Origin of the sequence: Bifidobacterium asteroides (assembly GCF_030758775.1) — a bacterium.
GTDB lineage: Bacteria > Actinomycetota > Actinomycetes > Actinomycetales > Bifidobacteriaceae > Bombiscardovia > Bombiscardovia kimbladii.
Genome location: NZ_CP132384.1, coordinates 1,598,054 through 1,623,671 on the forward strand (window position 1 = coordinate 1,598,054; position 25,618 = coordinate 1,623,671).

Here is a 25,618-nt window from a genome sequence, read left to right on the forward strand (position 1 = left end):
AGTATCAAGATTTTCACAGCTGCAGGAGCAGGCCCGCCGACCAGCACAGGGCGGAGACCAGAGTACCCTTGCCTGCCATGCCAAAGGCCTTGGGCACCTGGCCGCGGGCAAAGGCTCGACAGATCAGCAGAAAGACAACAGCCACAGGCAGGAGGACCAGCACAAGGGGGAAGCCAGGCAGGCCACGCCGCATGACAGCCGGAACGAACTGAATCAGGCCCAGGACCAAGCTCAGGATGTAGACCAGGTAGATGGAGATAGCCGCAGCACGCGCCCCCACCAGAACAGCATATGTGTGCTTGCCGGCTTGACGGTCATCATCCAGGTCCCGGTAATTGTTGAGCATGAGCAGGCCCACGGCATTGAGCCCGCAGACGCAGGCGCCCAGGATGCCGGCGGCATCGACCCTATTAATGAGGAAGTACTCGGTGCCCAGGGTGGCCACCAGACCGAAGAAGATGAAGACGCTGACCTCGCCCAGCCCGTGGTAGCCGTATGGATGCGGGCCGCCTACGTAACACCAGCCGGCTATCAGACAGCAGACTCCGACCAGGATCATCCACCAATGACCGGTCAGAGCCATGACAATCAGGCCCATCAGGCAGGTGAAGGCCGCCGAGATCATGGTGGCGTACAGCACCTTCTTGGGCGGCACGCCGGCGGCCACCAGACGCCTCGGTCTGCCAGAGGCGGCCTCCTCGCCTCCACGGCCGGAGTCGGTGCCGCGAACACCATCGGCGTAGTCGTTGGCGAAGTTGGCTGCAATCTGCATAGACAGGGCGAGCAGGACCAACAAGACCACGATTAGAGCCAGCCTTCCCGGTGTGGCTGCCTTCAGGGCAGGGTCGACAGGAGAGGGCGAGCAGGAGCTGGTGCACTGTTCCAGGAGCCGTGACCGCTCCAGGAGTGCAGCCGAAGCGCCCACGCAGACAGGCGCCACCGAAGCAGGCAGCGTCCGGGGACGCATGCCATCCATCCACAGCCTGATATTCATGACCGTCCCTTCCCTGTCATCATCTCATATCGTCTCAGACCAGCGGCTTGACCAAGGGGAAGGTGATGGTCTCGCGGATGGATGCGCCGGTAAGGGCGATCAACAGCCGATCGATGCCCATGCCCATGCCACCAGCCGGAGGCATGCCTACGCCCAGGGCCTCCAGGAAGTCCTCGTCAATATCCATGGCCTCGACATCGCCGCGGCTGGCCATCTTGGCCTGCTCGACGAACCGCTGCCGCTGGACCACCGGATCGTTGAGCTCAGAATAGCCCGTGGCCAGCTCGAACCCGCGAACGTAGAGATCCCACTTCTCAACCACTCCCGGCTTGGTGCGGTGAGCCTTGACCAGTGGCGAGGTCTCAACCGGGAAATCCCGCACGAAGGTCGGCTCGTAGAGCTTGTCCTGCCAGAAATGCTCCCAGAGGTGTTCGACCAGCTTGCCATGGTTCTCGGCAGGCTCCTCCTCCAGGCCCAGTTTGTCAGCAATGGTCCGCAGATGGTCCACGCTGGTCTGTGGGGTGATCTTTTCGCCCAGGGACTCGGAAAGGGAATCGTACATGCTGATTTGGCGCCAATCGCCGCCGAAGTCGTACTGGCTGCCGTCCTGCAGGGTCACCTTCAGTGATCCCGACGTGGCCATGGCCGCCTTCTGGATCAGCTCCTTGGTCAGTTCCCCGATGGTGTCGTAGGTACCGTAAGCCTGATAGGCCTCCAGCATGGTGAACTCCGGGGCATGCGTGGCATCCACGCCCTCATTGCGGAAGTCGCGGTTGATCTCGAAGACGCGCTCAATGCCGCCGACCAGACAGCGCTTGAGGAAGAGCTCGGGAGCGATGCGCAGATAGAGATCAATGTCGAAGGCGTTCATATGCGTGGTGAATGGTCGGGCCGCGGCACCGCCATGCACGGTCTGGAGCATGGGGGTCTCGACCTCCATGAAGTCGTGATCCTCGAAGGTACGCCTCAGGGAGGAGACGGCCTTGGAACGACGGCGGACCATGGCCCGCACATCCTCATCGGCGATCATGGCCAGGTAGGGCTTGCGGGTGCGCTGTTCCTCGGTCAGTTCCTTGTGAAGGGCAGGCAGGGGCTGTAAAGCTTTGGCTGCGATGTTCCACTCGGTTGCGAAGACAGAGAGCTCACCGGTCTTGGAAGCGACCACGCGGCCGCGCAGGTAGAGGTGGTCGCCCAAGTCGACCAGCTGCTTGAAGCGCTTCAAAGAATCAGCGCCGATCTCACGCTTGGAGATCATGCCCTGGATGCGGGTGCCGTCGCCTGCCGCCAGCTGGACGAAGCAGAGGCCGCCACCGTTGCGCAGGAAGAGGACCCTGCCGGCAATGCCGACCACATCCTCGGTCTCCTGGCCTGGCTCAAGGCGGTCCTGATACTTGCGACGCACATCCTCGATGCGGTCGGTCACATCCAGATGGACCGGGTAGGGCTCAATACCCTCCTTAAGCATGAGCGCCCTCTTGGCCACGCGCATGCGCACCTGTTCGGGATGGCCTTCAGCGCTCTCCGCTAGGTTGCCGGGATCAATGGCGTCATCCAACTGGGCGCCCTGATCAATCTTCTCCGTGATGGCCATATCCTGGTCAAGCAGTGCCTGAGCACGCTCGACCGTCGTCAGACGAGGGGTTTCTTCCGATGAGTCATTCATAAATCGCTATTTTACGCATGAGCCGGTACTTGGTCCCGGTTGCCGCCTGACGGCAAGCGGTTGAATGGTCGCGCCGCGCAGACAATAGCGTTTGGCCGACCATACGTGTACTATATAGAACGTTGTCACGGGGTATAGCGCAGCTTGGTAGCGCGCTTCGTTCGGGACGAAGAGGCCGGGGGTTCAAATCCCCCTACCCCGACAAGCATTCCGGTCCTTACGGGCCGGAATTTCTGTATTCGTAACTTTTATAGATAGGCGTATACAAGATTACCAACTCTCCCTTTCCCTTCTTAAGCAGCAAAAAGCGATTCTCGTTTTTCTTGCACTTTTTACAAGTTCGGGATTATGGCCCCAATGATTCTGAAATTTTTTACCACATCAATATTTAGGTTCCTGAGTACCAACACCCAATCATCTGCATTCAGATGTAGTATATAAACAAATATTCTGTTCAAAGGAGCATAATGCGGATCTTAGCCTTTGACCTCAAAGGACTTCGCTTGTACGACAAGGGCGCACTACGCATGATCCTGTTCGCCGAGGATAGGATTACCGATGGCAGCTTCACCCATCGCCTTCAGGGCACCACCTCACCGCTTGGCATCGTCACAGCCATAGGCATCTCCGGCATCAATGCCTCCGGCAAAACCACTGATCTACGCCTGCTTTCGCTCATCATCAACATTGCCAGAGGCGCTTCATTGGGAACTCAACGCTCCACCATCGATCCGCTGATGGACATTCTTGATCCCACGATTACAGCACGCATCATCTTCGAGGAAAGCGGCGAAGCTTGGCTGCTCAATGCCACACTCCGGCGCGCCGATAAGGACGAGGCCACCGCCGACTCCCCCTTAGTTTTCGAAAAGGAACGGCTGTGCCAGTATGCAGGCAGAAGTCTGAGCAAGATTCGTTTGAAAAGAACCATAGATGGCGACGAAGAATCCTGGTGGACTGTAGCGACTCGAGGAATGAATAAGTCGGGCGACAAAAAGGAGCTGGCCGAGGATGTCAAGAGATTTTTGCCCCCCGATCGCTCTCTAACGACGGGGATTCTGCGCACCAAGGAGACCGTGGTCACCCTCTGTCTGCAAAATCCGCTGCAAATGTCCATTCCTGTCACTCCCCCATCGCAAGTGGTACGTCTATTCGATCCGACCATCGAACACTTGGAGGTAAGCGATCACCAGTTCCATATCAAGTTCCGCAATGAAAAGATTGAGCGTGATTGTGATCCCTCACAAGCTATGGCCATGATATCGGCGGGAACATTCCGTGGAACTTCCTTGGCGCAACATGCCATCGAAACACTTGCGCAAGGAGGCTACCTACTATTCGACGAAATCGAAAACAGCATAAACAAACAGCTGGTCTTCGCTATCATCGACTTGTTCTCCTCTCCTGCTACTAACCCGCATGGAGCAGTGCTCGTTTTTTCTACGCACTACCCTGAATTGCTGGATCATTTCACCAGGAAGGACAACATTTGGTTCGCTGTCAGACATGAGAACGCAGGATTCCAATTGGTCCGATACAACAAGCTGGTCACCCGAGGAGAGCTCAAGAAGAGCGTTCAGTTCATGTCAGGCGCCTTGCAAGGAACGGCACCTTCAGCCGCTTCCATCAGCGCCTTGCGGAGCTACGTCAAGGATACGGTTCATGGATAGTCGAGCGATATATGATGAACCTACCTTGGTTATCTGCGAAGGATCTGCCGAAAGCGTCATCTTCGAACTCCTGCTGGCAGAAGGAAAACTGATCATTCCTAAAGATTCCCTTATTGAAGATCCGCAGACTGGTCGGCTTTATACTCGTTGCCGCAAAGATAGGGAAATCGAGGAACGGTTCCTTTCCGTGACCTATGGTTCTTCGTGCGTGAATATCGTCCGTATTATTGACTCGCCAAATGAACGCTTTCACTTGTCGCCTCTGTACCAGTCTAAAGCCCGTGTATATACACTGACCACCCGTCCGGAGATCGAGATCCTGGCCATCATCAAAGAGGGGGCCTATAGGGACTGGACGCACGTCAATAACATGAAACCCAGCGAATTCTGCAAGGAGAAACTGGGGCTGCACAAGATCAAGCAGTATGCTTTCTTGCACCAATATTGGAATGACGCGGATGAGCTCTGTCGTGTCATCGAGTTGTATCGAAGAAACCATCACTTCCAAAATCATGAGCGATGTTTGGCCGAGCTCCTCGTTACCCATTCAGGAAGCTGCACCGGGCAGGTGTGACCTAGGCGACATAGCCGACTGAAGTCCATCAAAGAGCATCAGCCTACACTGATAGATAGAAGCGACCAGGGCGCTAGGGCTCCATGAGGGACCCGCACCTACAGATACCCTGACAGCAAGGGAGCCAAATGAGCCAGGACCAGACACCGATCACAGGCAGCAAGCAGGGAGAGCCTCAACAGGCCTATATGCAAGCGGACGGCGGCTTCGACACCCAAGCCTTCCTGGACGGTCTGGACGCCATCTTCAGCGCCGGCAAGGCCCGCGACGAAGCTGAACCCTACCTGCAACAGGCGCTGGTGGATGCGGAGAACGCTGGTGATGACGCCGGACTGCTGACGGTGCTTAACGAAACCATGGGATTCTATCGGTCCCAAGGCCGCCACCAGGAGAACATGTGGATGATCCAGCGCGCCATCGAGCTGGCCTCACGCATGCGCATCGAAGGGTCCGAGGCATGGACGACCACCCTGATCAATGCGGCCACAGGTCTGCGGGCAGCCAAGAAGTACGACCAGGCCGAAGACCTCTACCGGCAGGCGCTTGCCTCCGCAGCCAAGACCCTTGGGCCCAAGGATCGGCGCCTGGCGGCCCTGCACAACAACCTGTCCATGCTCTACAGCGAAACCGACCGACCCGACCAGGCCGAGCAGGAGCTGCGCCAAGCCATGGACATCCTTGAAGATTCCAGCACTGATCCTTCCCAGGACCTGGATCTGGCCACCACCCACACCAATCTGGCCCTTCTGCTCATGCAGCGCAGCGACAGTCCGCAGGCTTTGCAAGAGGCCTGGGACCAGGCTCGCACAGCCCTGGATATTTATCGAACCGGCCGCCTGGAGAATAGCGCACACTACGCCTCGGCCCTTGCAGGCTTTGCCCAGGTCTGCTACGTGACCGGTCGCTTCAGCCAGTCGGCAGACACCTATCGCAAGGCCCTGTCCATCATTGAGGACCGGTACGGCAAGGGCAGCGACTACTACCAGATCACCAAGGCCAATCTGGACCAGGTCCAGGCCGCCGCCGAAGAAGCCGGGGACAAGGATCAATCCAAGCAGGCCGACGAAGCAGCATCCAGCCAGCCGAAAGCCAGCTCAGATCGGACCCCGGCCAGAAATCACAGCAGTGACAACGATCGGCATGGCTCCCATCCGGATGTTCAAGGGCTGGACCTGGCCAAGGCCTATTGGGAGCATGTGGGTCGTCCCATGCTGGAGGAACGCTACCCCCAGTATCGCAGCCGAATCGCCGTAGGCCTGATGGGCCATGGCTCGGACTGCTACGGCTTTGACGATGCCATCTCCCGCGATCATGATTTCGGCCCCGGCTTCTGCTTGTGGCTGACCAGCGAGGATTATCAGGCCATCGGAGACCGGCTGCAGAAGGACTACGAGGCCCTGCCCACCGAATTCATGGGGTTCGGCTCGCGAACCGACAGCGTCAGAGCAAAGGGGGCCAACCGCCGCGTGGGCGTCTTCGAGATCGGCGCCTTCTTCGAGTCGCTGACCGGCTACCGGCAGGCACCCCCGGAAGATCACCCCCACGAGTGGCTGCTCCTGGACGAGGCCACGCTGGCTGCGGCCACCAACGGCCGAATCTTCGCAGATCCTCTGGGACAGATGCTGGCCACCCGGCAGGGGTTCAAGGCCATGCCCGACGATGTGCGCTTCTGCCTGATCTCCCGCCGGCTCGGCATGATCGCCCAGGCGGGCCAATACAATCTGCCGCGGAGTCTGCAGCGGGGCGACGGGGCTGCAGCCATGCTGTCAATCAACGAATTCATCAAAGCCTGCGCCTCCCTGATCTTCCTGATCAACAATCCGCTGATCGTCGGGTATCTGCCCTACTACAAGTGGACCTTCGCAGCCCTGCGGCGACTGAGCGGACGAATGGCCACCAGGCTGGCCGACCTGACCGAGCAACTGGAGGACATCCTGCGACTGGCTTCGGCTGCCTGTTACGGAGGGCAAGGCTTCGGCGAAGGCGGCAAGGGGGCCCGCCCGGCTGCCGAACGCGTCACCGAGCTTGTGGAGTCCATCTGCGCCAGAATCGTAGAAGAGTTGCAGGCGGAGGGCTTGACCAACAGCCCGGAAACCTTCCTGGAATGGCAGCGCCCCTACGTCGAGGCTCACATCTCCAGCGACGATCCGGTTCTGCACAGCATCTGAAAGGAGCCAAAGATGGCAAACGACGAGCAATGTCAGGATGAGGAATCCCTGCGCGAGCGGATCGTCCGCCACGAATGGGAACAGTTCCAGCAGGTCAACAACGAGGGTGGCCCGGCCAACTGTCAGGGCAACTGGCCCATGTTTCACCAGATGCGCCTAAGCCAATTTCTGACATGGCCACATCCCCTGCTGACCAGCTATGCGGACGACCTGGATCAGGCCGACAAAGCGGGACGCAACCTGTTGACCGAGAAGTATGGGCGGATGATGGAGTCCACAGCCCCGGATCTGTACCACAGCAACATCGCCCCCTACCTGCCCAAGCTGGGCCTGGACCGTCAGGAACAGCAGGAGCGCATCATCGACAGGCAAGTGGCCTGGGCCAAGGACTTTCGCGAGCGCTACCCCCGTCTAGGCCAGGAGATGCGGGTCCTACGCACCAGCGAGGACACGCCGGAAGCCACCTCCTTTGAGACTTATCTGCGTGGCGAACTGGGCACCTATTCGGCCCGGACCCTGGACCTTTACCAGTCCATGGTGGACCAGATCGAGGCCCGGGGCGGCAATCTGACCGAGGAAACCATCCTGGCCACAGTGCAGATGAATGGATTTGAGACCCTGGACGAAGCCGAGCAGGCCCAGGACTGACCTCCTGAACCACAATCAGGAGGTTCATCTTTCCAACCAGTCGCGCGGTCGGGTAGAGTTGACGGGTGCAAAAGCTGAAACGGGCGGGCTTTACCGCCGCCTCCTTCGTAGTCATCCTGCTGGTCATGCTCCTTTTAGGCCAAGCCATGACGCCGGACTGGCGAGTGGAACCCTACCGTGACCATCTGCAGGTCTCGACCCGATCCACCGCAGTCGCCTCGAGCCTTGGAACCACGACCCCTGAGGGCACCCACCAAGTCAGGGAACAGAAAATCAGCATAACTCTGGATGGCGGAGTCCACATCCAGGCCATTGTCAGAGAGCCAAGCGACCGAAAGGGCACTGGACCAGCCTGTCTGTTCATCCACGGCGCCGGAACAGGCAAATCCTCCGAAGTATACGGCGACCTGGCTTCAGCTATGGCCTCGGCCGGCATTACCACCCTGGTGCCTGACAAGCGTTTGGACACCTACACCACCTTTCACCGTGATTATCAGGCCATGGCCGCCGACTATGGACGATCCCTTGACCGTCTACGCTCCTGGCCGGGTGTGGATCCAACCAAAGTAGGCCTGTACGCCGAGTCCGAGGGCACCTGGATATCGTCCATCATGACTGCCAAGGACCCCAGCATTGCCTTCTCCATCCTGACATCTCCTCCGGTTTACCCGGGACGGCGGCAGATGGCCATGGCGGCTACCAACTACTTGGATCTGATTGGCGCGCCCAAGGGAATCCGCAACGTTATACCCCGGCTCATAGGCATGGACCTGTCCCTGCTGGGCCTGGAGTACGCCGACTTCCCCTCTCTGCCTTATCTGGACCAGCTGCGCATGCCGGTCATGATCAACTTCGGCACCATGGACTTCTCCATGCCAGTCGAACAGGGGGCGCAGGAGATCATCCGCAGAACTCATGCAAGCGGCAACGACAACGTGACCCTGCGCTACTACCCCACCAACCATCAGATACGCACCGGCAGCCGGCTGGCCAAGGACGGGTTGCCTCTGGAACCCCGCTATACCCATAATCTGGAAGACTGGATCAACGCTGTAGCCTTGGGCACCCAGGCCGATCAATGGTCCACTCCCATGATTGCCGGCAGCCAGCCCCACCAGCTCAATCAAGTACCTGATCGTACTGATTCCGGATTGGTTTCCTCGCTGACCGCCCTGCTGACCTTGATGGCCAGTGGCCCCGTTCTGCTGGTTGCTGCCCTCATAACTGCCCTGATAGGAGCCTTGAACTCACATCTGCGGGCTCGAGGCAATGTCAGACAACGGTCCGGCTTCAGCAAAGGTCTGGCCGGACGGCTTTGGGCACTGGGACTGTTGGCCGCAGGACTGATAACCGCTCTGCTGGCCTATGCCTTCACTGTGGTCCGCCAGGCCTTCGGCCTGGTCCATCTGTCCTCGATGATGACATTCTCCTGGTTCCTACTATCAGGTCTCTGCCTGATGCTCATCCTGCTCTTGGCGAGCACCCTGGCCTCCATCTTCAGCCGGCCTGACGGCAAACCAGCTGTAGTTGGCGCTGGCCACTGGCTGACCCTGACCCTAACCCTGTTGGGGTCACTGACCATCCTTGGCAGCCTGATCTTCTGGAATATCTTGGTCTTTTGAGTCGTGACGAACGCGCTTTGTTGATGCCAGCCAAGTTGATATAGCAGCGACAATCAGCACCAAGCCCAGGCCGGCGAAAATCAATGGAATAATCCGCTGCCAGGGTATGACTAGGGTCAGATCCGTACCGTAACGCAGAAAGACCAATCCTAAAGCCAACATGGTCAGGGCCAAAAGTCCAACCAAGATGCCAAAAATGATGGTAGGCATGCTGGGGCCGCTAGGACGGATCGGCTCCGGCGGCTGCATCCGAACCTGGTATATCGGGGGTGCCTGTGATTCAACGGGCATGACCTTGGTGGTGGGCTCCTGACGATCCAGCGGCTGGCCTCCTTCTGGTTGCTGCATATCAGTCATCTTCCTGATCCTCCCCAAACTGCCATGGATTGTAGCTATAATCCCAATATTCATTGATCGATCCGCTGTAGAGCTGCGCCCGCTTCGGCTGGGTGGCACTCCCCTGGGCTTGCACGGTGACCCGCGCACCGGCCATGAGGTTGGCTTCGACGATCAATTCGGGATCGTCGGGCATATGCCACTGATCCTCCTTGGACGCTCGCAGTGCCTCCTCCCAATTGCGTCGTTCAGCTGATGGCGATGTATCGCCCCACCACATCCGGTTTCCCTGTTCCGTTTCGGTTATCCAGTCAGCCGCGCCTGATCCCAAGACCCTGTAGAGGTCGGTGTGTTCCCTATAGGACAGACTGCATCCCTTAGGAATGAGCAGGCGAACGTCAGCATAGGCCACAGCCAGGCGGACGGTGCCCGTCGGACAGCCTGAGACTGTACTCTCCGCATCATCCATAATCTGAACACGATGGGTGCCGTGTTTCTGCTCATAACCAGTCAGGTCAATGACGGCACTTCCCTGATCCTGCGGGTCTCCGACCAGCGCGATTCCGCGGCGGTAACGCCTCATGTCTGCACTGTCCGCCCCCAACAAGCGCCCATGGTTGTTGCCGTTAACTTGAACTGTGGCGTATTCGGCCAGGATCCTGCGGTTCTGGGTTTGCTCAATGCCTGGTATGGCCGAACCAGAAGCCAGCATCAGGACAACCAGGCAGGCCATCAGGGCAATGGGGGTCAGTCCTCCAGACCTGCGGCCCATCAAGCCCAGGATCAGTATGACCACGCCAAGTATCAGCGTGACACCTCCAGCCCAGATCAGAGCGAAGGTCAAGGCCACATTCAATCCGCGATAGGGGTTCGTGGCCATCCACCAAACCCCTGCGCCGGAGACCAGGATCAGCCCTGACAGAAGACTGACCAGCGCAGGTCCGGCGGGACGACGCCGTATCCGGGGCGGAACCGACGGAGTCCTACGGGCTATTCCCGGCCCTGTCGAGAATGACCCGGCTGTGCCATAGCCCGGCCAGTCACTGAATCCATATGCCTGATTCATGTTCCCAGCAGGTTCTGCAGGGCCTTCTGCCCCCGTCCAACCTCCAGGAGCTGCACCAGCGACAGGATTCTCAAAGCCTTGCGTATTGTTCGAATCGCTGGCAGCGTTTGCCGAATCCGCTGTCTCAAAAATATGTCCGGAAGCAGTCGCATCCCCTTGTTGTTCCCGAGTTCCATACGAATCGGAATCCCCTGGCTGGTTCCTGTATCCTTCTGTGCTCGCATTGCCGTCTGTCTGCGTATTGCTTCGCGTCCCTGTGTAATCCTGGTACCCCTCATACCCCGAAAAGCTTGGGTACTCAGGCTGATTCGGATACCATTGCGAGCCTGCATCACTCGGCCGGTCCGAATACTGCGGTCCCATCACCCAGGGATCGCCCGAAACCGGTCTGCCAGCATCCGGCCCAGTCCAGTACCCTCTTTGGTACTCCAGGGCCTTGTTGCGGCTCCACCGGATGAACAGATACAGGACCAGGGCACCGAAGGCCAGTGAAAAGATTCCGACTCCAGGAATCAGGATGGCCAGCAGCCAGTAAATGATGATGCCCACCATGGAAGCATGCCAAATCCCGTGGATCAACTCCTGGGCGATAATGACCCCACGCCGATCCGGCAGGACGAACCAGGCAAAGCCGTAGAAGGCGGCACCGGCACCGAAGAAAAAGACCGCCAGAATCATCAAGGCTCTGACCAGGGTCACGCTCCAACCCAGGCGACGGGCCAAGGCTACGCAAACACCGCCTACCCATCCCTGGTCACGGATCAGATAGGACTCCCTGCAGGCGCGGAAGAACCTGTCGAACTTCCACTGCCAGCCGGTATCGGGGCCATTGCCGTTCATGTCGCTACTCATATCTTCATTACAACACCCTGCGAGCGCAAATCTCATGGGGGAACACCCTGATTCGACCCTGATTTCTTCCCCTTATTGCCCTATCGGTACGATCCGAAACCGATAATGGAGGCATGAACGCAGCCATGCAGGAAGAACAAACGTTGAGGGAACCACCTCCTCTGCACCCTGCGCGCATGCCCCTGATGAGGCCACACAAGGGCAGGATCCTGTGCGGAGTCTGCAAGGGCGTCAGCCTACACCTGGGCATTCCCGTCTTCTGGATCCGCCTGGTCATGGTGCTTATGGCCCCCAAATTGATCACCTGTGTAATCTACTGCTTTCTGTGGTTGGCGCTCCCCCAGGGCGACCCCACCCAGGCAGTCCAACCGAATGACCCGAAGTCAGCCCCGCTGGCGCCCAGCATCCTTACTGAACAGCCAGATCAGAAGGAGGATCACAGCATCAGTCCCGGGCGGATAACCAGACTGCTGGCAGGCCTGGGCATCATCCTCCTGCTGACTGCGGTCTTTCTGCTCAACAGCGGTATGCGCCCCGCCTTTGTCGTCCCCTGCCTGCTTTTCTGCGCAGGACTGGTTCTGGCCTGGCTGAGGCCGGAAAACCAAGGAACTGGCTACCACCTGCCGACCCTGATAGGCAGCCTGGCCCTGATCCTGTCTGCCGCGGTGATCTTCCTGCTGTCCACTCAGGAATTGCATTGGGCCCTGACCCTGATAGTCCTGGCCGGCCTGCTTCTTATAGGCGTAACCGCAGTGGTCGTGCCCTGGGTAGGCTCGATCCTCAGCCAGCTGGGCGATGAACGAGCCATGAAGGAACGCGAGGAGGAGCGGGCCGATATGGCGGCCCATCTGCATGATGGCGTCCTGCAGACCCTGGCCCTGATCCAGCTGCATGCCGACGACCCGCATACCGTCTTCACCCTGGCTCGCTCCCAGGAGCGCGATCTGCGCAACTGGCTCTACCAGGAACGCACTCCCTCAGACCGGTCCGTCAGCACTGGGCTGAGCCAGATAGCCGCACAGGTGGAGGACGATTCAGGCAAGCCGATCGAGGTGGTCACCGTGGGCGACGCCATGCCCTGCGCCCAGACCGATGCCCTGCTCAACGCGGCTCGACAGGCCCTGGTCAATGCTGTAACCCACGGCGGTGAACCCATCTCCGTCTATTGCGAGGCCCGCAGGAATCAGGTTGAGGTCTACGTGCGCGACCACGGTTCAGGCTTCGATATGGATGCGATTCCAGCCGACCGTCTGGGAATCCGAGAGTCCATCATCGGCCGGATTCGGCGGCGTGGCGGCAGGGTCGAGATCGTCTCCCGCCCTGGTTGGGGCACCGAGGTCAGGATGCATATGCCGCTGTCCGAGGCCAGCCAACACCAGGAGGGCAAGGTTGGTCAGACTGAAAAGGGGACTGAGGCCCAGCAATGATAGGATGCATGGTGAACCATTCATTCACAGACGCATGCCGGTCCGATCCCACCCACACTTGAGGACCCCGCGTCGGGAAAGGCGGGCTGAACCACGCCCATGACCACGACTGCAGCAGAGCCCCATCAAGCCGAGGATGGGCCCGCAAGTATTCGCGTGGCCGTCGTCGACGACCATGAGATGTTTCGTACCGGAGTCATCACCACCCTGCAGCCGCATTTTCACGTCGTGGGCCAAGCGGCAGACGTGGAATCCTCCATCCTCATGGTCAGGCAGACCCGGCCCGATGTGGTTTTGCTGGATGTGCACGTGCCCGGTGGCCAAGGCGGCGGAGGTGCCGAAATCTTAAGCCGCTCGCATCCCCTCTCCCCCAGGTCGGTCTTTCTGGCTCTTTCCGTATCCGACTCGCCCAGGGACGTGGGCTCGGTCATCCGCGCCGGAGCCCGCGGTTACGTGACCAAGACCATCTCTGCCAAGGACCTGGTCTCCTCAATCCGCCAGGTTCACGAGGGGTACGCGGTCTTCTCCCCAAAGCTGGCCGGATTCGTGCTCTCCGCCTTCCAGGAGGACGAGGCAGCAGATGCTGGTCTGGCGGAAGACGACGAACTGAATCGGCTCTCCGCACGCGAGCAGGAGGTCATGCGCCTGATCGCCCGTGGCTACACCTACCGCGAGGTAGCCTCTGAGCTGTTCATCTCCATCAAGACGGTTGAGACCCACGTCTCCAACGTTCTGCGCAAACTCCAGCTATCCAACCGAACCGAGCTGACCCGCTGGGCCGCTGACCGCCGCATCGTCTGAAAGTCCGCTCAACAGGCGATGCCGCGCTGACGAAGCAGATGACGCAGACCGCGGATGTCATGGGCAACAATCCCATCCATGCCCAATCGGTCAGCCACAGCAACATGCTCAGGATCCGCATCAACGAAGATCGTATGTCCGGGGCTGATGGCGAAACGACGCAGGGCCAGACGATAGAAGAGCGGATCAGAAAGGTCCAGATGCTCCTGTGATGAAATCAGGACACCTTTCAGGGAAGAGAGCGGCGAAAGCACCTTGGATACCGACTCGATCAATTGACGAGTCGTTGCCGACAGGCCCCAAAGCGTCAACCCGGCTCGCCGCAGATTTCCCAGCAGCTCCGATGCTCCAGGAAGCAGGCCCTTCACTGCCAGGGTGTAGTTTTCCAGACAGACCCTAACCACCCAGGTGACCGCAGGCCCGTGAGTAGTTTCATAGTCGGCCAGTGCCTGCTGTGGGTCCACGCCCAGATTGATCTGTCTTCTGACGCAGGCGAAGCCCCAAGGGTCCTCCGGGTCCAGCACCATATCGACCACCCCGTCAGGGTACTGCCCGACCAGGGCTCGGCGCGGGTCCCAATCCACCAAGGTCCCAGGCAGAGCGAAGAGAATGCTGCCGCCGGGAGCTACTGGATCGGGGCGGTCATCGCTGAATTTATCCTCGCCTGGCAGGTCGTCCAATACGCCTTGGCCAGATCCCTGCTGGAACTCCTTATGCTGCCTTGCCATGCCCCCAGAATAAACATCCGGACCTACAGGGCCTGTGCCGGATTCCAGTCGACATGTAGTCAATCACTATGTGGAAGCCCATTGCATGGATATATTGAGGTCAGCAATGGTCGGATTTTATACTTTGCGACCTGCCCAGGGCGAAGTCCCGCCTGGCATGAAAGGAGCCGTCATGCATCGACTGCTGCTCACATCCTCATTCTCTGCTACCGCTGAAAGGTTGCCCACCTTTCTGGAAAGCTCTCCTAAGAATCGTACTGTGGCTTTCATCCCCACGGCCAATCTTCCACAGCGTTCGGATAGTTATGTCCAGGAGGCTCGTCGAGCCTTCACCGACATGGGCTGCCGGATCGACGACCTGGAAGTCTCAACAGCCGATCCGGAGACCATACGTCGCAGCCTGGAGGAGGACGATCTGATCTACCTGTCCGGCGGCAACACCTTCTTCCTGTTGCAGGAGTTGCGTCGCTCAGGCGCTGCTGATCTGATCAGACAGCAGGTGGATCAGGGCAAACCTTACATCGGCGAATCGGCTGGCGCTGTGGTGACCGGTCCCGATATCGGCTTCCTGGATGCCATGGATCCGCGCTCGGCCGCCCCGAATCTGGACTCCACCGCCGGGCTGGGTCTGGTGGACTTCCGTCTCCTCCCCCACCTTGATTCCGAACCCTTCGCCGAGGTGACCAGGAAAATTCTGGACCGCTACGGCGACGATGCGCCCATGGTGGCCATCAACAACAGCCAGACCGTGGCAGTCCACGGGCAGTGCCTGACCATCCTTTAGAGAACATCAGTCAGCGACACAGGCTTTCCATGACCCGTCGGGCCTGATCCAGACGATCACCGGGACAGAGCAGGATGACACCGTCTCCGGCGAGCAACCTCAGATCACCAGCAGGAATCAGCCGATGCTCACCCCGGCGAAGACCGATTACGGCACATCCGTGCGGCCAGGGAACCTGCCCAAGCAGACGACCAGCCGCCGGACTGCCATGCTCTATGGGGAACTCCACAGTGACCCTGTCAGGAACCTGAGCATCGGGAGCACGTCCTCGGCGATAACGCTCCAGCAGAGCCTCGTAAATAGGCTGGACACCCAGCAAATCGGACACCATCAAAGCCGTAAAAGCGCACAGGGCCACAGGGAGCATGTGGACCAGAGAGCCTGACATCTCCACCGTCAGCAGGATGGAGGTTATGGGGGCCTTGACCGAGGCCGTCAGAGTGCCCGCCATGGCACAGACCGCGCAGACCGGAATGATCCGAACGGGCATTCCCAGGGCGGCCGCACCCATCCCGCACAGTGATCCGGTCAGCGTGCCAACTGCCAGGATGGGCATGAAGATGCCCCCGGGGGCACCGCTGCCGAAGGAGGTAGCCGTAAAGAGCATCTTGACCAGAAGCAGAACCAGCAGGTTGATGGCCACCGACCAAGCCACCTCACGAACACCTTCCGCCTTGCCAATCAGGTCCTCGCCGCCACCCAGGACAGCAGGCAGCAACAATCCGACCGGTAGGGCCAGGAAGAGGGAGATCACCGGTCCCAGCTTCGATGGCAGGTGCTTGTAAAGGCTCTGAGCACCCAGCAGCAGACGGTTCATGGCAGCTCCCACAAGGCCGGCCACCAGCCCAAGGGGGATCATCAGCAGATACTGGGCAATGGTCAACTGGGGCATAGCGGTAAAGTCCAGGACCGGACGCAGGCCGAAACGGTTTTTGGCAATGAAATCAGCACTCAGGCAGGCCATGGCTGCTGACAGAAGAATCATTGGAGAAAAGGACCGGTGGATCTCCTCCAGGGCGAAGACCATCCCCGACAAGGGCGCGTTGAATGCTGCAGAGAGGCCGGCAGCCGCGCCGGAGGTCACCAGGCAGGTCTCCTCCACACGTTCTCGGCGCAATCCTCGGGAAACCAGCTGGGAACCGGCCGCGCCGATCTGCACCGAAGGCCCCTCGCGCCCCAAAGACAGGCCGAACATGCCGCAGGCCAGACCGCCCAGGAATCGTACGCCCAGTACAGGCAGGGCAGGCATGCGCATGCCGTGGATGACCACACCCTCCACCTGCGGGATGCCGGAGCCGGAGGCCATGGGAACCCGGCCGACCATCCAGGCCAGGGCCAGGCCCACCAGCAGGGCGGCCAGCAGCCAAGGAAGAATCATCAGAGGCCGGTCACGCATCTGTGCGTAGGCCCATCGAGCGAACTGTGTGCCGTAGCCGATGCCCTGCCGGTAGAGCACCACCAGCACTCCCACCAACAGTCCGCAACAGGCGGCCCTGAACGCTACCAGCCATTGGCTGGCACGACCCGGCCTTGTGGCCTGCACCGAGTCGGAAGGATAGGTCTGATCCATTTCATCTGCCGACGACCCTCTGTTAGACAGATTCAGCCTCACCGGCCTGCTCCTTCCCGCCTTCGCGCACAACGGTTTCCAGCATCCCCCAAGGCAAAGACCAGAAGCAATGACCCAGTCGACGACTTCAACTCTCCGGCAGTATGAACACCCGGGATGCCAGCTTCCGAGCAAGATCCAGCAGCGAGACCCGGCCCGGCACCGTATCCAGACACTGGTGCAGGGTGGCAGCCGAGGCCATGTGCAGCCTTCGGCATCCGACCACTTCCCGCACCTGGTGCAAATCAGGGCGCACTATGCCCTTGGACACCAGAAGCATTAGCAGACCTCCAGCGTCCTCTAACAGCAGGAACTTGGAGAGGTTTTCTACAGAGAGCCCCAGCAGATCAGCAATGCCCAGTTCCATGCCCTGGTCGATAGTGTCCAAGGGCGGATGCTGAACGACGCGCCAATTCGTCCTCAAACCGTCCAGTAGCTCTCGCATAGCCATGGGAACAATCCGGTTTCCCGCGTCCACTGGTCTCTTACCCATACTGCTCAAAGCGTCAAGATCTGCTCTTGCAGCAGGTTCAGTGTTGTCATTGTCTAGGCTCATGAGCACCTTGTCAGTCGTTGGCCACCTCTGAGTCGGGCTTCAGCTCCTTCTCCTTCTGGCCTATCCGCTTTCTGTCTATGCGATAGTAAGCGTTGAAGAGACCGCCGGAGGTCAGCAGGAAGACAAGAAGAACCAGAAGCCATATGTTCTCTTCGGCATCGTATGTCTCAAGCAATTCATAAGAGGAGGAGATCATCTTCAGCCAACCTGCAACTGACACGAAGTACCAGGCAGTCGCCTGGTCAAGAAAGCTCAGCGCCCGTCGCCGTTCCGACCGGGTCCTGGTGGCCTGGCGGAGAATTTCGTGCCCGCGTTTGCGTTCCAAGTGGATCTTGACGATGGGGGCCAGCCACCACCAGGGCGAGACCTCATCCCAATTCTTGCTGAGCTGATCAAAGTCGTCCAGGAGCTCCTGATATTCCTGCAGCTCCATCAGCCCCTGGAAGAGAGGGAATGTGAAAAGCAACCAATCCCCGATCAGAGAGACAATGGCGATGAATTGATCCACGACCCGACCTTTCCCTTGCAGAGTCGGCGCCCAAGGGTCGGCTCGCGTGATTACGCATGGCTACCATCCATCATTGTAGGCACCAGGTTCCAGCCCAAACCGCTCTGCGAACACGGGATTTTAAGCGAATACAAGAATGCCCCGGAATGAGCTCCGGGGCATCCACCAGGCGGACAGGGCGGGATTCGAACCCGCGGTGGCTTGCGCCACAACGGTTTTCAAGACCGTCTCTTTCGGCCGCTCAGACACCTGTCCATAAGACGTGCCGATCAGGCACGCCACTTATCATACGACATCAAGGTTGGTCCAACCACCAACGGAATGTCGACCAATCCCGGCAGAGGCGGTTCAGGCCTCCCAGGTCTTGGGCTCGATGACCTCCTTGCCACCCACATAGGAGCGCATGGCCTCAGGGATGACGATGGAACCGTCGGCGTTCTGGTGGTTCTCCAGGATGGCGACCAGCCAGCGGGTGGTGGCCAGGGTCCCGTTCAGGGTGCTGACAGGACGCGTGGAGCCGTCCTCCAGCCGCTCACGTTCGTTGAGGCGGCGGGCCTGGTACTCGGTGCAGTTGGAGGTTGACGTCAGCTCACGGTAGCGACCCTGGGTGGGCACCCAGGCCTCGCAGTCGAACTTGCGCGCGGCTGAGGACCCCAGGTCTCCTGCCGCGGTGTCGATGATCCGGTAGGGCACGTCCACCTTGGCCAGCATCTCCTGCTCCATGGCCAGCAACTGCTGGTGCTGGTCACGGGAGTCCTCCTGCTTGCAGTAGACGAACATCTCCACCTTGTCGAACTGGTGGACGCGGATGATGCCCATGGTGTCCTTGCCGGCAGAGCCAGCCTCCCGCCGGTAGCAGCTGGACCAGCCGCAGTAGCGCAACGGGCCTTGGCTCAGATCCAGAATCTCATCCTCGTGCATGCCGGCCAGGGAGACCTCCGACGTGCCCACCAGATACTGATCGTCAGGCTCACGCAGACGGTAGATCTCGTCGGCGTGGGCATTCAGGAAGCCGGTGCCGGCCATGACCTCAGGACGGACCAAGGTGGGCGTAATGGTGGGAATGAATCCATGCTCCATGGCCTGGTCCACGGCCATGGTCAGCATGGCGATCTCCAGCCGGGCCACGTCCCCCCTCAGGAAGTAGAAGCGGGAGCCGGAAATCTTGACACCCCTGCGCATGTCGATGCCAGCCACGCCCACGCCCAGGTCCAGGTGGTTCTTAGGCTCGAAGCCCTCTCTGGTGAAGTCGCGCGGGGTGCCGACCTTCTTGACCACCACGTAGTCGTCCTCGCCGCCCTCCGGCGCCTCGGGTTCCACTACGTTGCTGAACTTCCACATGAGATCGGTGTACCTGGCGTTGGCCTGGTCGGAAGCTGACTTGCAGGCATTCACCTTCTCGGACAGGCTCTTGGTCCGGGCCAGAAGGTCGGCTTTCTCATCAGGAGACGCCGAACCCATGCGCTTGCCGAGCGACTTCTGCTCGGCCCTGCAGCTCTCGTAATCCTGGAGTGCAGCCCTGCGCTCGCTGTCCGCCTTCAGCACCTCGTCGACGAGTTCGACCGATTCGCCGCGTTTGCGCTGTGATTCACGGACAACATCCGGATGTTCCTGAATGAACCTGATATCTAACATATCTGAATTGTATGACTTTCAAGGGACACGAAAACCGGCCCCGCACACCTCATTCCAAGTCCCATGGCCTCTGCTGCAACCGGCCCGGCCGCCGCCGACCAGCCAGGGGAAGCAGCACGCCGGGAAGGCAGACGCGAACCATCCGTCCCTTATATGCGTCTGCCACGCATCACTTGCCGAATACAGTCTTGCGGAACCGTTTGCCGGTGGGAGTGCCAGCCAGTCCGCCTATGCCGGTCTCTCTCAGTGATGAGGGCATGCTTTCGCCGATGGACTTCATGGCTGCGATGACCTCGTCGGGCGGGATCCTGCTGACGCCACCCGACAGGGCGATGTCAGCAGCGATCAAAGCATTGGCTGTACCGATGGCGTTGCGATTGACGCAAGGCACCTCCACCAGTCCGGCCACGGGATCACAGACAAGTCCCAACAGATTGCTCATGGCTATGGCGAAGGCCTGGGCGCTGGCATCAGGATCGCCTCCTGCACCCTCAACCGCAGCAGCTGCAGCCATGCCGGATGCGCTGCCCACCTCGGCCTGGCAGCCGCCTGTAGCTCCTGAGATCATCGCCTTGTTGGCCGTGACCAGCCCGAAAGCGCCTGCCGTGAACAGGCAGCGGATCAGCCCATCGTCATCCAGCCCCAGTCGGTTCTTGAGCACGGTGAGCACTCCGGGCAGGGTTCCCGAGGAACCGGCCGTGGGCGTCGCGCAGATGATGCCCATGGCCGCATTGACCTCATTGGTGGCCATGGCGGCCTCAACGGCCTGCAACATGGCATCGCCGCTCAGACTGGTTCGCGTCTTCCGGTAATGCTCCAGCAAAGCAGCCTGGCCACCGCTCAGCCCAGTCTTGGAAAACACGCCATCGCCCTGGGACCCCCTGGCCACGGCAGCCTGCATGACCTGCAGGTTCTTGGCCATTCTCGCCCAAATCTGCTCGCGCGTCTGATGCGAACGCCGGACCTCCTCGTCGATGGCCACTTCGGATATCGACGAGCCGCGCTCTTTAGCCATACTCACGAGTTCAGCGATCGAAGTGAACATGCGCCATGCCTCCTAGTCGATATAAATCATCCGGGACGAGTGACCGGCGATTTGCTTCTGCCGCTGCGTAGACAGCGGATTGTCCAAATCGAACTCGTACACTGCCATGCCGGCCGGACCCGCGGGCTCATACCTGGTCTGCTTGGTCACGCCCTCTTCCCGGAGCAGATCGCGTATGCCCTCCAACTGCTGACCGGAACCCTTGTCGGATTCATCCAGTTCCACCAACAGGATGGGCAGCAGCCCTGGAGGAGTGATCAGGCAGCCGTCCAGGTTGATACGCCGCACTTCAATGGTTCCGCCTCCGATGGAACAAGCCGCGTAGATCACCCGACCGGCTGGGCCCTGCAAGTCCAGGACGGCGGTGTTCGGGTGGTCGATGGGACTGGGTTCGTCCTCCTCGTGGAAGGTCAAATCCATGCCCTGTCTGCGGGCGATGCCGATGGCATCCGGCACCCGGGAGTCATCCGGCGCAAAACCCAGCAGGCCGCTGATGATGGCATAGTCGGTACCGTGGCCGCTGTGCGTGCGAGCGAAGGAATCATAATAATGAATGTCGGCACGGCTGGGGACACCGCCGGCAAGGATGTGCCCAACCCGTCCAATGGCCACTGCCCCGGCTGTGTGCGAGCTGGAGGGTCCAATCATGATGGGTCCTATGATGTCGAACACGCTCTTGTACTTATCCATGCCCGCCTCCTCTTCCCATACCCCCGGGCTTTCCCGGACTTCCAGCGCACGAAGCCGTTGCAGCTCCAGACCGAAGGGACCACATGGACCGAATGACATCATAACTTTCCGCTTTTCATAACTCAATCAGCTCATACTGTCAGCGTGATTGCTGTAGAGGGTTCGTTCACGTCGGACACACCCAAGGGGTTCGGGTCGACACCACGAGCAAAATGGAGTCATGCCAATTCCAGCGGTCGTCATCCTCGGCATCCTGGCGGTGGCGGCCATTGTCGTCACAGCAGTGGTGTTGATCATTCGCGCCCAAAGACGGCATAGGTTCGCCATGCAGATCCTGGCCCGGGATGACGACCAGCTCAGCTACGCTTTCGTCATCAACCCCTCCAAGCCCCAGGCCGCTGCTGCCCGCGAGCGCATCCAGCAATACTGCCGGGACAAGGGCATCCGCGAATTCAGTTTCATCGAAACCCAGCTGGATCGGGACGGAAAGGCCTGCGCCCGCATGGCACTGGAGCGCGGAGCCAACGTAGTCGTTGCCGTGGGCGGGGACGGGACCGTACGCACCGTAGCCAGCGCCATGGCATCCAGCGACCATGTCATGGGCATCATCCCTATAGGGACCGGGAATCTCTTTGCAAGGAACATGGGCATTCCCGTTGGCGATCTGGACGCCGCCCTGGCCGTGGCCACCTCGTACGGATCCACCCAGGTCGACGTGGGTCGCATGGCTCTGCTGGACCAGGACGATCAGGAACAAGGCCGTGGTCATGCCTTCCTGATCATCGCCGGCATCGGCTTCGACGCCCTGATGATTGATGACACCGACCCCAATCTGAAGAAGACGGTCAGCTGGCTGGCCTACTTCATCAGCGGCGCCAAACATCTGTTCGCGCCCAAGTACACAGCCGACATCACCATCACCCGGCCCGACCATGTCACACAGACCAACACCTCGGTGACCTTCCGCACTTTCATGGCCGGCAACTGCGGGGAGATCCCAGGATTCTCCCTGATGCCCGACGCCTCCTACGAGGACGGCATCCTGGACTTCGAGATCATCGACACCTCCGCTGGCTTGATCGGCTGGGCCAATCTCTTCGGAGACGTCATGCATCAGACCATCACCCGAAAGGCCAGCCAGAGCCCCCTGTCGACCAACTCCACCATCGTCCAGCTGCAGGGGACCAAGGCAGAAATCCGTCTGGAGAAGCCCGCCCTAGCTCAGGTGGACGGCGACATTCTGGGCGAAACCTGCCACATCGCACTCAGCGTGGAGCACCGGGCTCTGAACGTGCGGGTTCCCCAGTCCGACTGAGACCGAAGGAGCCTGTTCCCCCATCTGCACGCTTTCTCATGACGGGGTGGCATGATGGGAGCCATGACAGCACAGAATGCGGGCAAGCCTGCCAGCCCAGAAGATCTGATCAACGTCGACGATCTGATCGGCAGGTACTACGATCTCATCCCCGACCCCTCCACGCCCTCCCAGCGGGTGTCCTTCGGCACCTCCGGTCATCGCGGCTCCGCCCTGACCGTCTCCTTCAACGAGGCCCATATTGTGGCCATCAGCCAGGCCATAGCCGAACAGCGAGCCAAGGATGGAGTCACCGGACCGCTCTATCTGGGCCGCGACACCCACGCCCTCTCCCTGCCTGCCTGGAAGACCGCTATCGAGGTCCTGACAGCCAACGGCGTACGGGTGCGCATTGACGCCAATGATGACTACACTCCCACCCCCACCGTCTCTCAGGCCATCCTGACACACAACCGGGCGGCCGACGGGACCCAGCGCTTCTCCGGCAAGGACCTGGCCGATGGCATCGTGGTCACCCCCTCCCACAACCCGCCCACCGACGGCGGATTCAAGTATGACCCGCCCACAGGCGGCCCGGCTCCGGCTGAAACCACCAATGCCATAGCGCAACGGGCCAACGAGCTCCTGGGCGACTACAGGCGGGTCAAGCGGATCCCCTTTGAAGATGCCATCAAATCCGACCTGGTGGAGCGCTTCGACTACCGGGAACATTACGTGGCCGACCTGGGCAATGTCATCGACTTCGACCTGATCAGATCCTCTGGGGTCCGCCTGGGCATCGATCCGCTGGGCGGGGCCTCGGTCAATTACTGGCCGCTGATCAACGAAAAGTACGGGCTGAACATCGGCGTCGTCAACCCCGAGGTGGATCCGACCTGGCGGTTCATGACCATCGACCACGACGGGAAGATCCGCATGGATCCCAGCTCCCCCTATGCCATGAAGGGCCTGGTGGATCGTCTGAATGCAGGGGCTTGGGACTCCTACGACCTGGTGGGCGGCACCGATCCGGACGCCGACAGGCATGGCATCGTCTGCCCAGGAACAGGGGTCATGAACCCCAACCACTACATCGCCGTCTGCGTGGAATACCTCTTCTCCGGCAACCGTCCCGGATGGCCTAAGGGCGCCGGCATCGGCAAGACCCTGGTCTCCTCCTCCCTGATCGACCGTGTGGCTGCCTCCATAGGCGCCAGGCTGATCGAGGTGCCTGTGGGCTTCAAGTGGTTCGTCGACCCCCTCTTCAAGGGAGAGGTGGCCTTCGGCGGCGAGGAGAGCTCCGGGATGAGCTTCCTGCGTCGGGACGGCCGCGTCTGGACGACCGACAAGGACGGGCTGATCCCCGACCTCCTGGCTGCCGAGATCACAGCCAAGACCGGAAAGAACCCGGCCCAGCTCCATCAGGAGCAGGTGGAGCGCTTCGGCCAAAGCTGGTATAAGCGGGTGGACACCCCGACCACATTGGAGCAGAAGCAGAAGTTCGCCCGGCTGAACGGCGACGATGTGACGGCCTCCACCCTGGCCGGCGAGCCCATCACTGCCAAGCTGACCGAAGCCCCGGGCAACGGGGCCAAAATCGGCGGCATCAAGGTGACCACCCGGAACAACTGGTTCGCCGCCCGCCCCTCCGGCACCGAGAACATCTACAAGGTCTACGCCGAATCCTTCGTTTCCCCCGAGGCCCTGGATCAGGTTCTGGACGATGCCGACCAGGTAGTAGCCAAGGCCCTGGGCTGAGCTGCGGACAAGACCATCGCTGGCGCAGGGGTTCTCTATCTATTTGTCTAGGCTGGAACCATGACCAATGACAAGAATCTGGTCGTCTCCACCGACGGCAGCGCACTGAGCAATCCCAACGGCCCCATGGGCTGGGCCTGGGCCGACCATGAGGGCGGCGACGCGGATGCAGGCGGCGCAAGCAACGGCACCAATCAGATCGGCGAGCTATGCGCCGTCCTGCAGGCGCTACGAGCCCACCCAGGCGAGCGCCCGCTGGTCATCGAAACCGACTCCCAATACGCCATCAACTGCTCCACCACCTGGGTGCCCGGGTGGAAGAAGAAGGGCTGGAAGAACTCCCAGGGTAAGCCGGTCAAGAACCGCTCTCTGATCGAGGCTATCGATCGGGAGATCCAGGCACGGCCGGGATCAGTCAGGTTTGTCTGGGTCAAGGGCCACGCCGGCGACACCTTCAACGAGAAAGTGGACACGCTGGCCCGCGGCTATGCCACAGCTGCAGGCAAAGGCGATCGGGAAGGCTGTCTGCCCGTTGAGGGCTGGCGATCACTGCTGGCCTCCCCCTACGCCAAGGGCACGCAGGTGCCGTCCGCAGTCAAGGAGGAGCTGGACGGAGGACCCCAGGTTCTTGACGATCTTGGCCGCAAAAAGGTTCGCCTGGATCAGAAAGAGCAGAAAGACCTGGCCGAAACCGCCGTCGAATCCGAGGCCGTGGATGCCGAGCAAGCCGAGTCCGTAGCCGCAACATTCTCAGGGTCGCCGGCCGCAGCAGCAGACGAGCGGGACGACGTGCCGTCTGAAGCCATCAATGACACGCCCGCTTCTGACATAGCCGATGATCAAAATGACGACCCCTCGCCGGCTTTCAACGATACTTCGGACACCGACACGGTTGATCAAGAGACCAAGAATTCCGGCGCTCGAGGGCTGAGAGCCAGCGGCCGGATCCGCATCACGCCTCCTCCCTCTGGCAGCAGCATGTTCACCGGACAGGACCTGCATATAGTCGGCAGCATTGATCTGGACGCCGCCATCGACCCTGACGGCTACGTGAACATTCAGGAGGCCCCCTTCCGCCTGCACGCCATCGAAGTCAAGGATTGAGCCGTTCATGGACCGTCAAGGGCCATCGTCTACACTGGAGTGAACCTGAACGAACAAGACCCGCGGATATCAGCTGTTGAAGGCAT

Annotated in this window: 22 protein-coding genes and 2 tRNA genes; 12 read left to right on the top strand and 12 right to left on the bottom strand. The window is 60.3% G+C overall.

Translation table 11 applies throughout. The annotated features are described in order from the left end of the window. Positions 1–13 precede the first annotated feature (13 nt). Both menA and lysS read right to left on the bottom strand, forming a co-directional pair. Entirely contained in the window at positions 14–994 is a 981-nt protein-coding gene (gene menA, locus RAM15_RS06475; RefSeq protein ID WP_306221253.1) for a 1,4-dihydroxy-2-naphthoate octaprenyltransferase, read from the bottom strand. 34 nt (positions 995–1,028) lie between these two features. Beyond that, on the bottom strand, positions 1,029–2,657 hold the full coding sequence (gene lysS / locus RAM15_RS06480; protein WP_306221254.1) for a lysine--tRNA ligase: 1,629 nt from the start codon (positions 2,655–2,657) through the stop codon (positions 1,029–1,031). 128 nt (positions 2,658–2,785) lie between these two features. Between lysS and RAM15_RS06485 the strand changes: the two genes are divergently transcribed. The 6 genes from RAM15_RS06485 to RAM15_RS06510 all read left to right on the top strand — a co-directional run bounded on the left by RAM15_RS06485 (position 2,786) and on the right by RAM15_RS06510 (position 9,339). Then, positions 2,786–2,859: transfer RNA gene (locus RAM15_RS06485), tRNA-Pro, on the top strand. A 265-nt stretch (positions 2,860–3,124) separates the two neighbouring features. Next, positions 3,125–4,327: an ATP-binding protein gene (locus tag RAM15_RS06490; protein ID WP_306221255.1), complete on the top strand. Its 1,203-nt coding sequence runs from the start codon at positions 3,125–3,127 to the stop codon at positions 4,325–4,327. Beyond that, positions 4,320–4,901, top strand: coding sequence for a hypothetical protein (locus RAM15_RS06495; RefSeq protein WP_306221256.1), 582 nt, complete (start codon positions 4,320–4,322; stop codon positions 4,899–4,901). The genes RAM15_RS06490 and RAM15_RS06495 overlap by 8 nt, the downstream gene beginning before the upstream one ends. A 188-nt stretch (positions 4,902–5,089) precedes the next feature. Continuing rightward, positions 5,090–7,069, top strand: coding sequence for a DUF4037 domain-containing protein (locus tag RAM15_RS06500; RefSeq protein WP_306222263.1), 1,980 nt, complete (start codon positions 5,090–5,092; stop codon positions 7,067–7,069). Between the two features lie 12 nt (positions 7,070–7,081). After that, positions 7,082–7,717 carry a DUF4125 family protein gene (locus RAM15_RS06505; RefSeq protein ID WP_306221257.1) on the top strand — a complete coding sequence of 212 codons (636 nt, stop codon included), beginning with the start codon at positions 7,082–7,084 and terminating at the stop codon, positions 7,715–7,717. Positions 7,718–7,782: 65 nt separating this feature from the next. Continuing rightward, on the top strand, positions 7,783–9,339 hold the full coding sequence (locus RAM15_RS06510) for an alpha/beta hydrolase family protein (RefSeq protein WP_306221258.1): 1,557 nt from the start codon (positions 7,783–7,785) through the stop codon (positions 9,337–9,339). Here RAM15_RS06510 and RAM15_RS06515 read toward each other — a convergent pair. Beyond that, complete coding sequence (locus tag RAM15_RS06515; protein ID WP_306221259.1) at positions 9,289–9,549, bottom strand: hypothetical protein; 261 nt, start codon at positions 9,547–9,549, stop codon at positions 9,289–9,291. The genes RAM15_RS06510 and RAM15_RS06515 overlap by 51 nt on opposite strands. 139 nt (positions 9,550–9,688) lie before the next feature. After that, the gene (locus tag RAM15_RS06520; RefSeq protein ID WP_306221261.1) at positions 9,689–11,593 is read right to left on the bottom strand and encodes a PspC domain-containing protein; all 1,905 of its coding nucleotides are present in this window, start codon (positions 11,591–11,593) and stop codon (positions 9,689–9,691) included. A gap of 113 nt (positions 11,594–11,706) precedes the next feature. Between RAM15_RS06520 and RAM15_RS06525 the strand changes: the two genes are divergently transcribed. Next, on the top strand, positions 11,707–13,020 hold the full coding sequence (locus RAM15_RS06525; RefSeq protein WP_306221262.1) for an ATP-binding protein: 1,314 nt from the start codon (positions 11,707–11,709) through the stop codon (positions 13,018–13,020). A gap of 99 nt (positions 13,021–13,119) precedes the next feature. Then, complete coding sequence (locus RAM15_RS06530) at positions 13,120–13,821, top strand: LuxR C-terminal-related transcriptional regulator (protein ID WP_306221263.1); 702 nt, start codon at positions 13,120–13,122, stop codon at positions 13,819–13,821. A gap of 8 nt (positions 13,822–13,829) precedes the next feature. Here the strand turns inward: RAM15_RS06530 and RAM15_RS06535 are convergent, their stop codons facing one another. Then, positions 13,830–14,549, bottom strand: a complete 720-nt coding sequence (locus RAM15_RS06535) for a hypothetical protein (RefSeq protein ID WP_306221264.1) — start codon at positions 14,547–14,549, stop codon at positions 13,830–13,832. 172 nt (positions 14,550–14,721) lie between these two features. On the opposite strand from RAM15_RS06535, the gene RAM15_RS06540 reads away from it, so the two are divergent. Then, the gene (locus RAM15_RS06540) at positions 14,722–15,333 is read left to right on the top strand and encodes a Type 1 glutamine amidotransferase-like domain-containing protein (RefSeq protein WP_306221265.1); all 612 of its coding nucleotides are present in this window, start codon (positions 14,722–14,724) and stop codon (positions 15,331–15,333) included. Between the two features lie 10 nt (positions 15,334–15,343). On the opposite strand, the gene RAM15_RS06545 is transcribed toward RAM15_RS06540, so the two are convergent. From RAM15_RS06545 to RAM15_RS06575, 7 genes are all read right to left on the bottom strand, one after another. Next, positions 15,344–16,903 (bottom strand): ClC family H(+)/Cl(-) exchange transporter, encoded by a 1,560-nt coding sequence (locus RAM15_RS06545; protein WP_306221266.1) that lies wholly within the window; start codon positions 16,901–16,903, stop codon positions 15,344–15,346. 127 nt (positions 16,904–17,030) lie between these two features. After that, complete coding sequence (locus tag RAM15_RS06550; RefSeq protein WP_306221267.1) at positions 17,031–17,393, bottom strand: YbaK/EbsC family protein; 363 nt, start codon at positions 17,391–17,393, stop codon at positions 17,031–17,033. Between the two features lie 115 nt (positions 17,394–17,508). Next, positions 17,509–18,006: a hypothetical protein gene (locus RAM15_RS06555; protein WP_045924785.1), complete on the bottom strand. Its 498-nt coding sequence runs from the start codon at positions 18,004–18,006 to the stop codon at positions 17,509–17,511. Positions 18,007–18,176: 170 nt separating this feature from the next. Further along, positions 18,177–18,261: transfer RNA gene (locus RAM15_RS06560), tRNA-Ser, on the bottom strand. A gap of 93 nt (positions 18,262–18,354) precedes the next feature. Then, the gene (gene serS / locus RAM15_RS06565; RefSeq protein WP_306221268.1) at positions 18,355–19,641 is read right to left on the bottom strand and encodes a serine--tRNA ligase; all 1,287 of its coding nucleotides are present in this window, start codon (positions 19,639–19,641) and stop codon (positions 18,355–18,357) included. 169 nt (positions 19,642–19,810) lie between these two features. After that, positions 19,811–20,686 carry an L-serine ammonia-lyase, iron-sulfur-dependent, subunit alpha gene (gene sdaAA / locus RAM15_RS06570; protein WP_306221269.1) on the bottom strand — a complete coding sequence of 292 codons (876 nt, stop codon included), beginning with the start codon at positions 20,684–20,686 and terminating at the stop codon, positions 19,811–19,813. Positions 20,687–20,698: 12 nt separating this feature from the next. Next, a complete protein-coding gene (locus tag RAM15_RS06575) occupies positions 20,699–21,376 on the bottom strand; it encodes a serine dehydratase beta chain (RefSeq protein ID WP_306221270.1) in 678 nt (225 codons plus the stop codon). Between the two features lie 220 nt (positions 21,377–21,596). Between RAM15_RS06575 and RAM15_RS06580 the strand changes: the two genes are divergently transcribed. From RAM15_RS06580 to RAM15_RS06590, 3 genes are all read left to right on the top strand, one after another. Continuing rightward, positions 21,597–22,691: a diacylglycerol/lipid kinase family protein gene (locus RAM15_RS06580; protein ID WP_306221271.1), complete on the top strand. Its 1,095-nt coding sequence runs from the start codon at positions 21,597–21,599 to the stop codon at positions 22,689–22,691. Between the two features lie 63 nt (positions 22,692–22,754). Beyond that, entirely contained in the window at positions 22,755–24,428 is a 1,674-nt protein-coding gene (gene pgm / locus RAM15_RS06585) for a phosphoglucomutase (alpha-D-glucose-1,6-bisphosphate-dependent) (RefSeq protein WP_306221272.1), read from the top strand. A gap of 60 nt (positions 24,429–24,488) precedes the next feature. Next, entirely contained in the window at positions 24,489–25,532 is a 1,044-nt protein-coding gene (locus tag RAM15_RS06590) for a ribonuclease H family protein (protein ID WP_306221273.1), read from the top strand. The last annotated feature ends 86 nt before the right edge of the window (positions 25,533–25,618 follow it).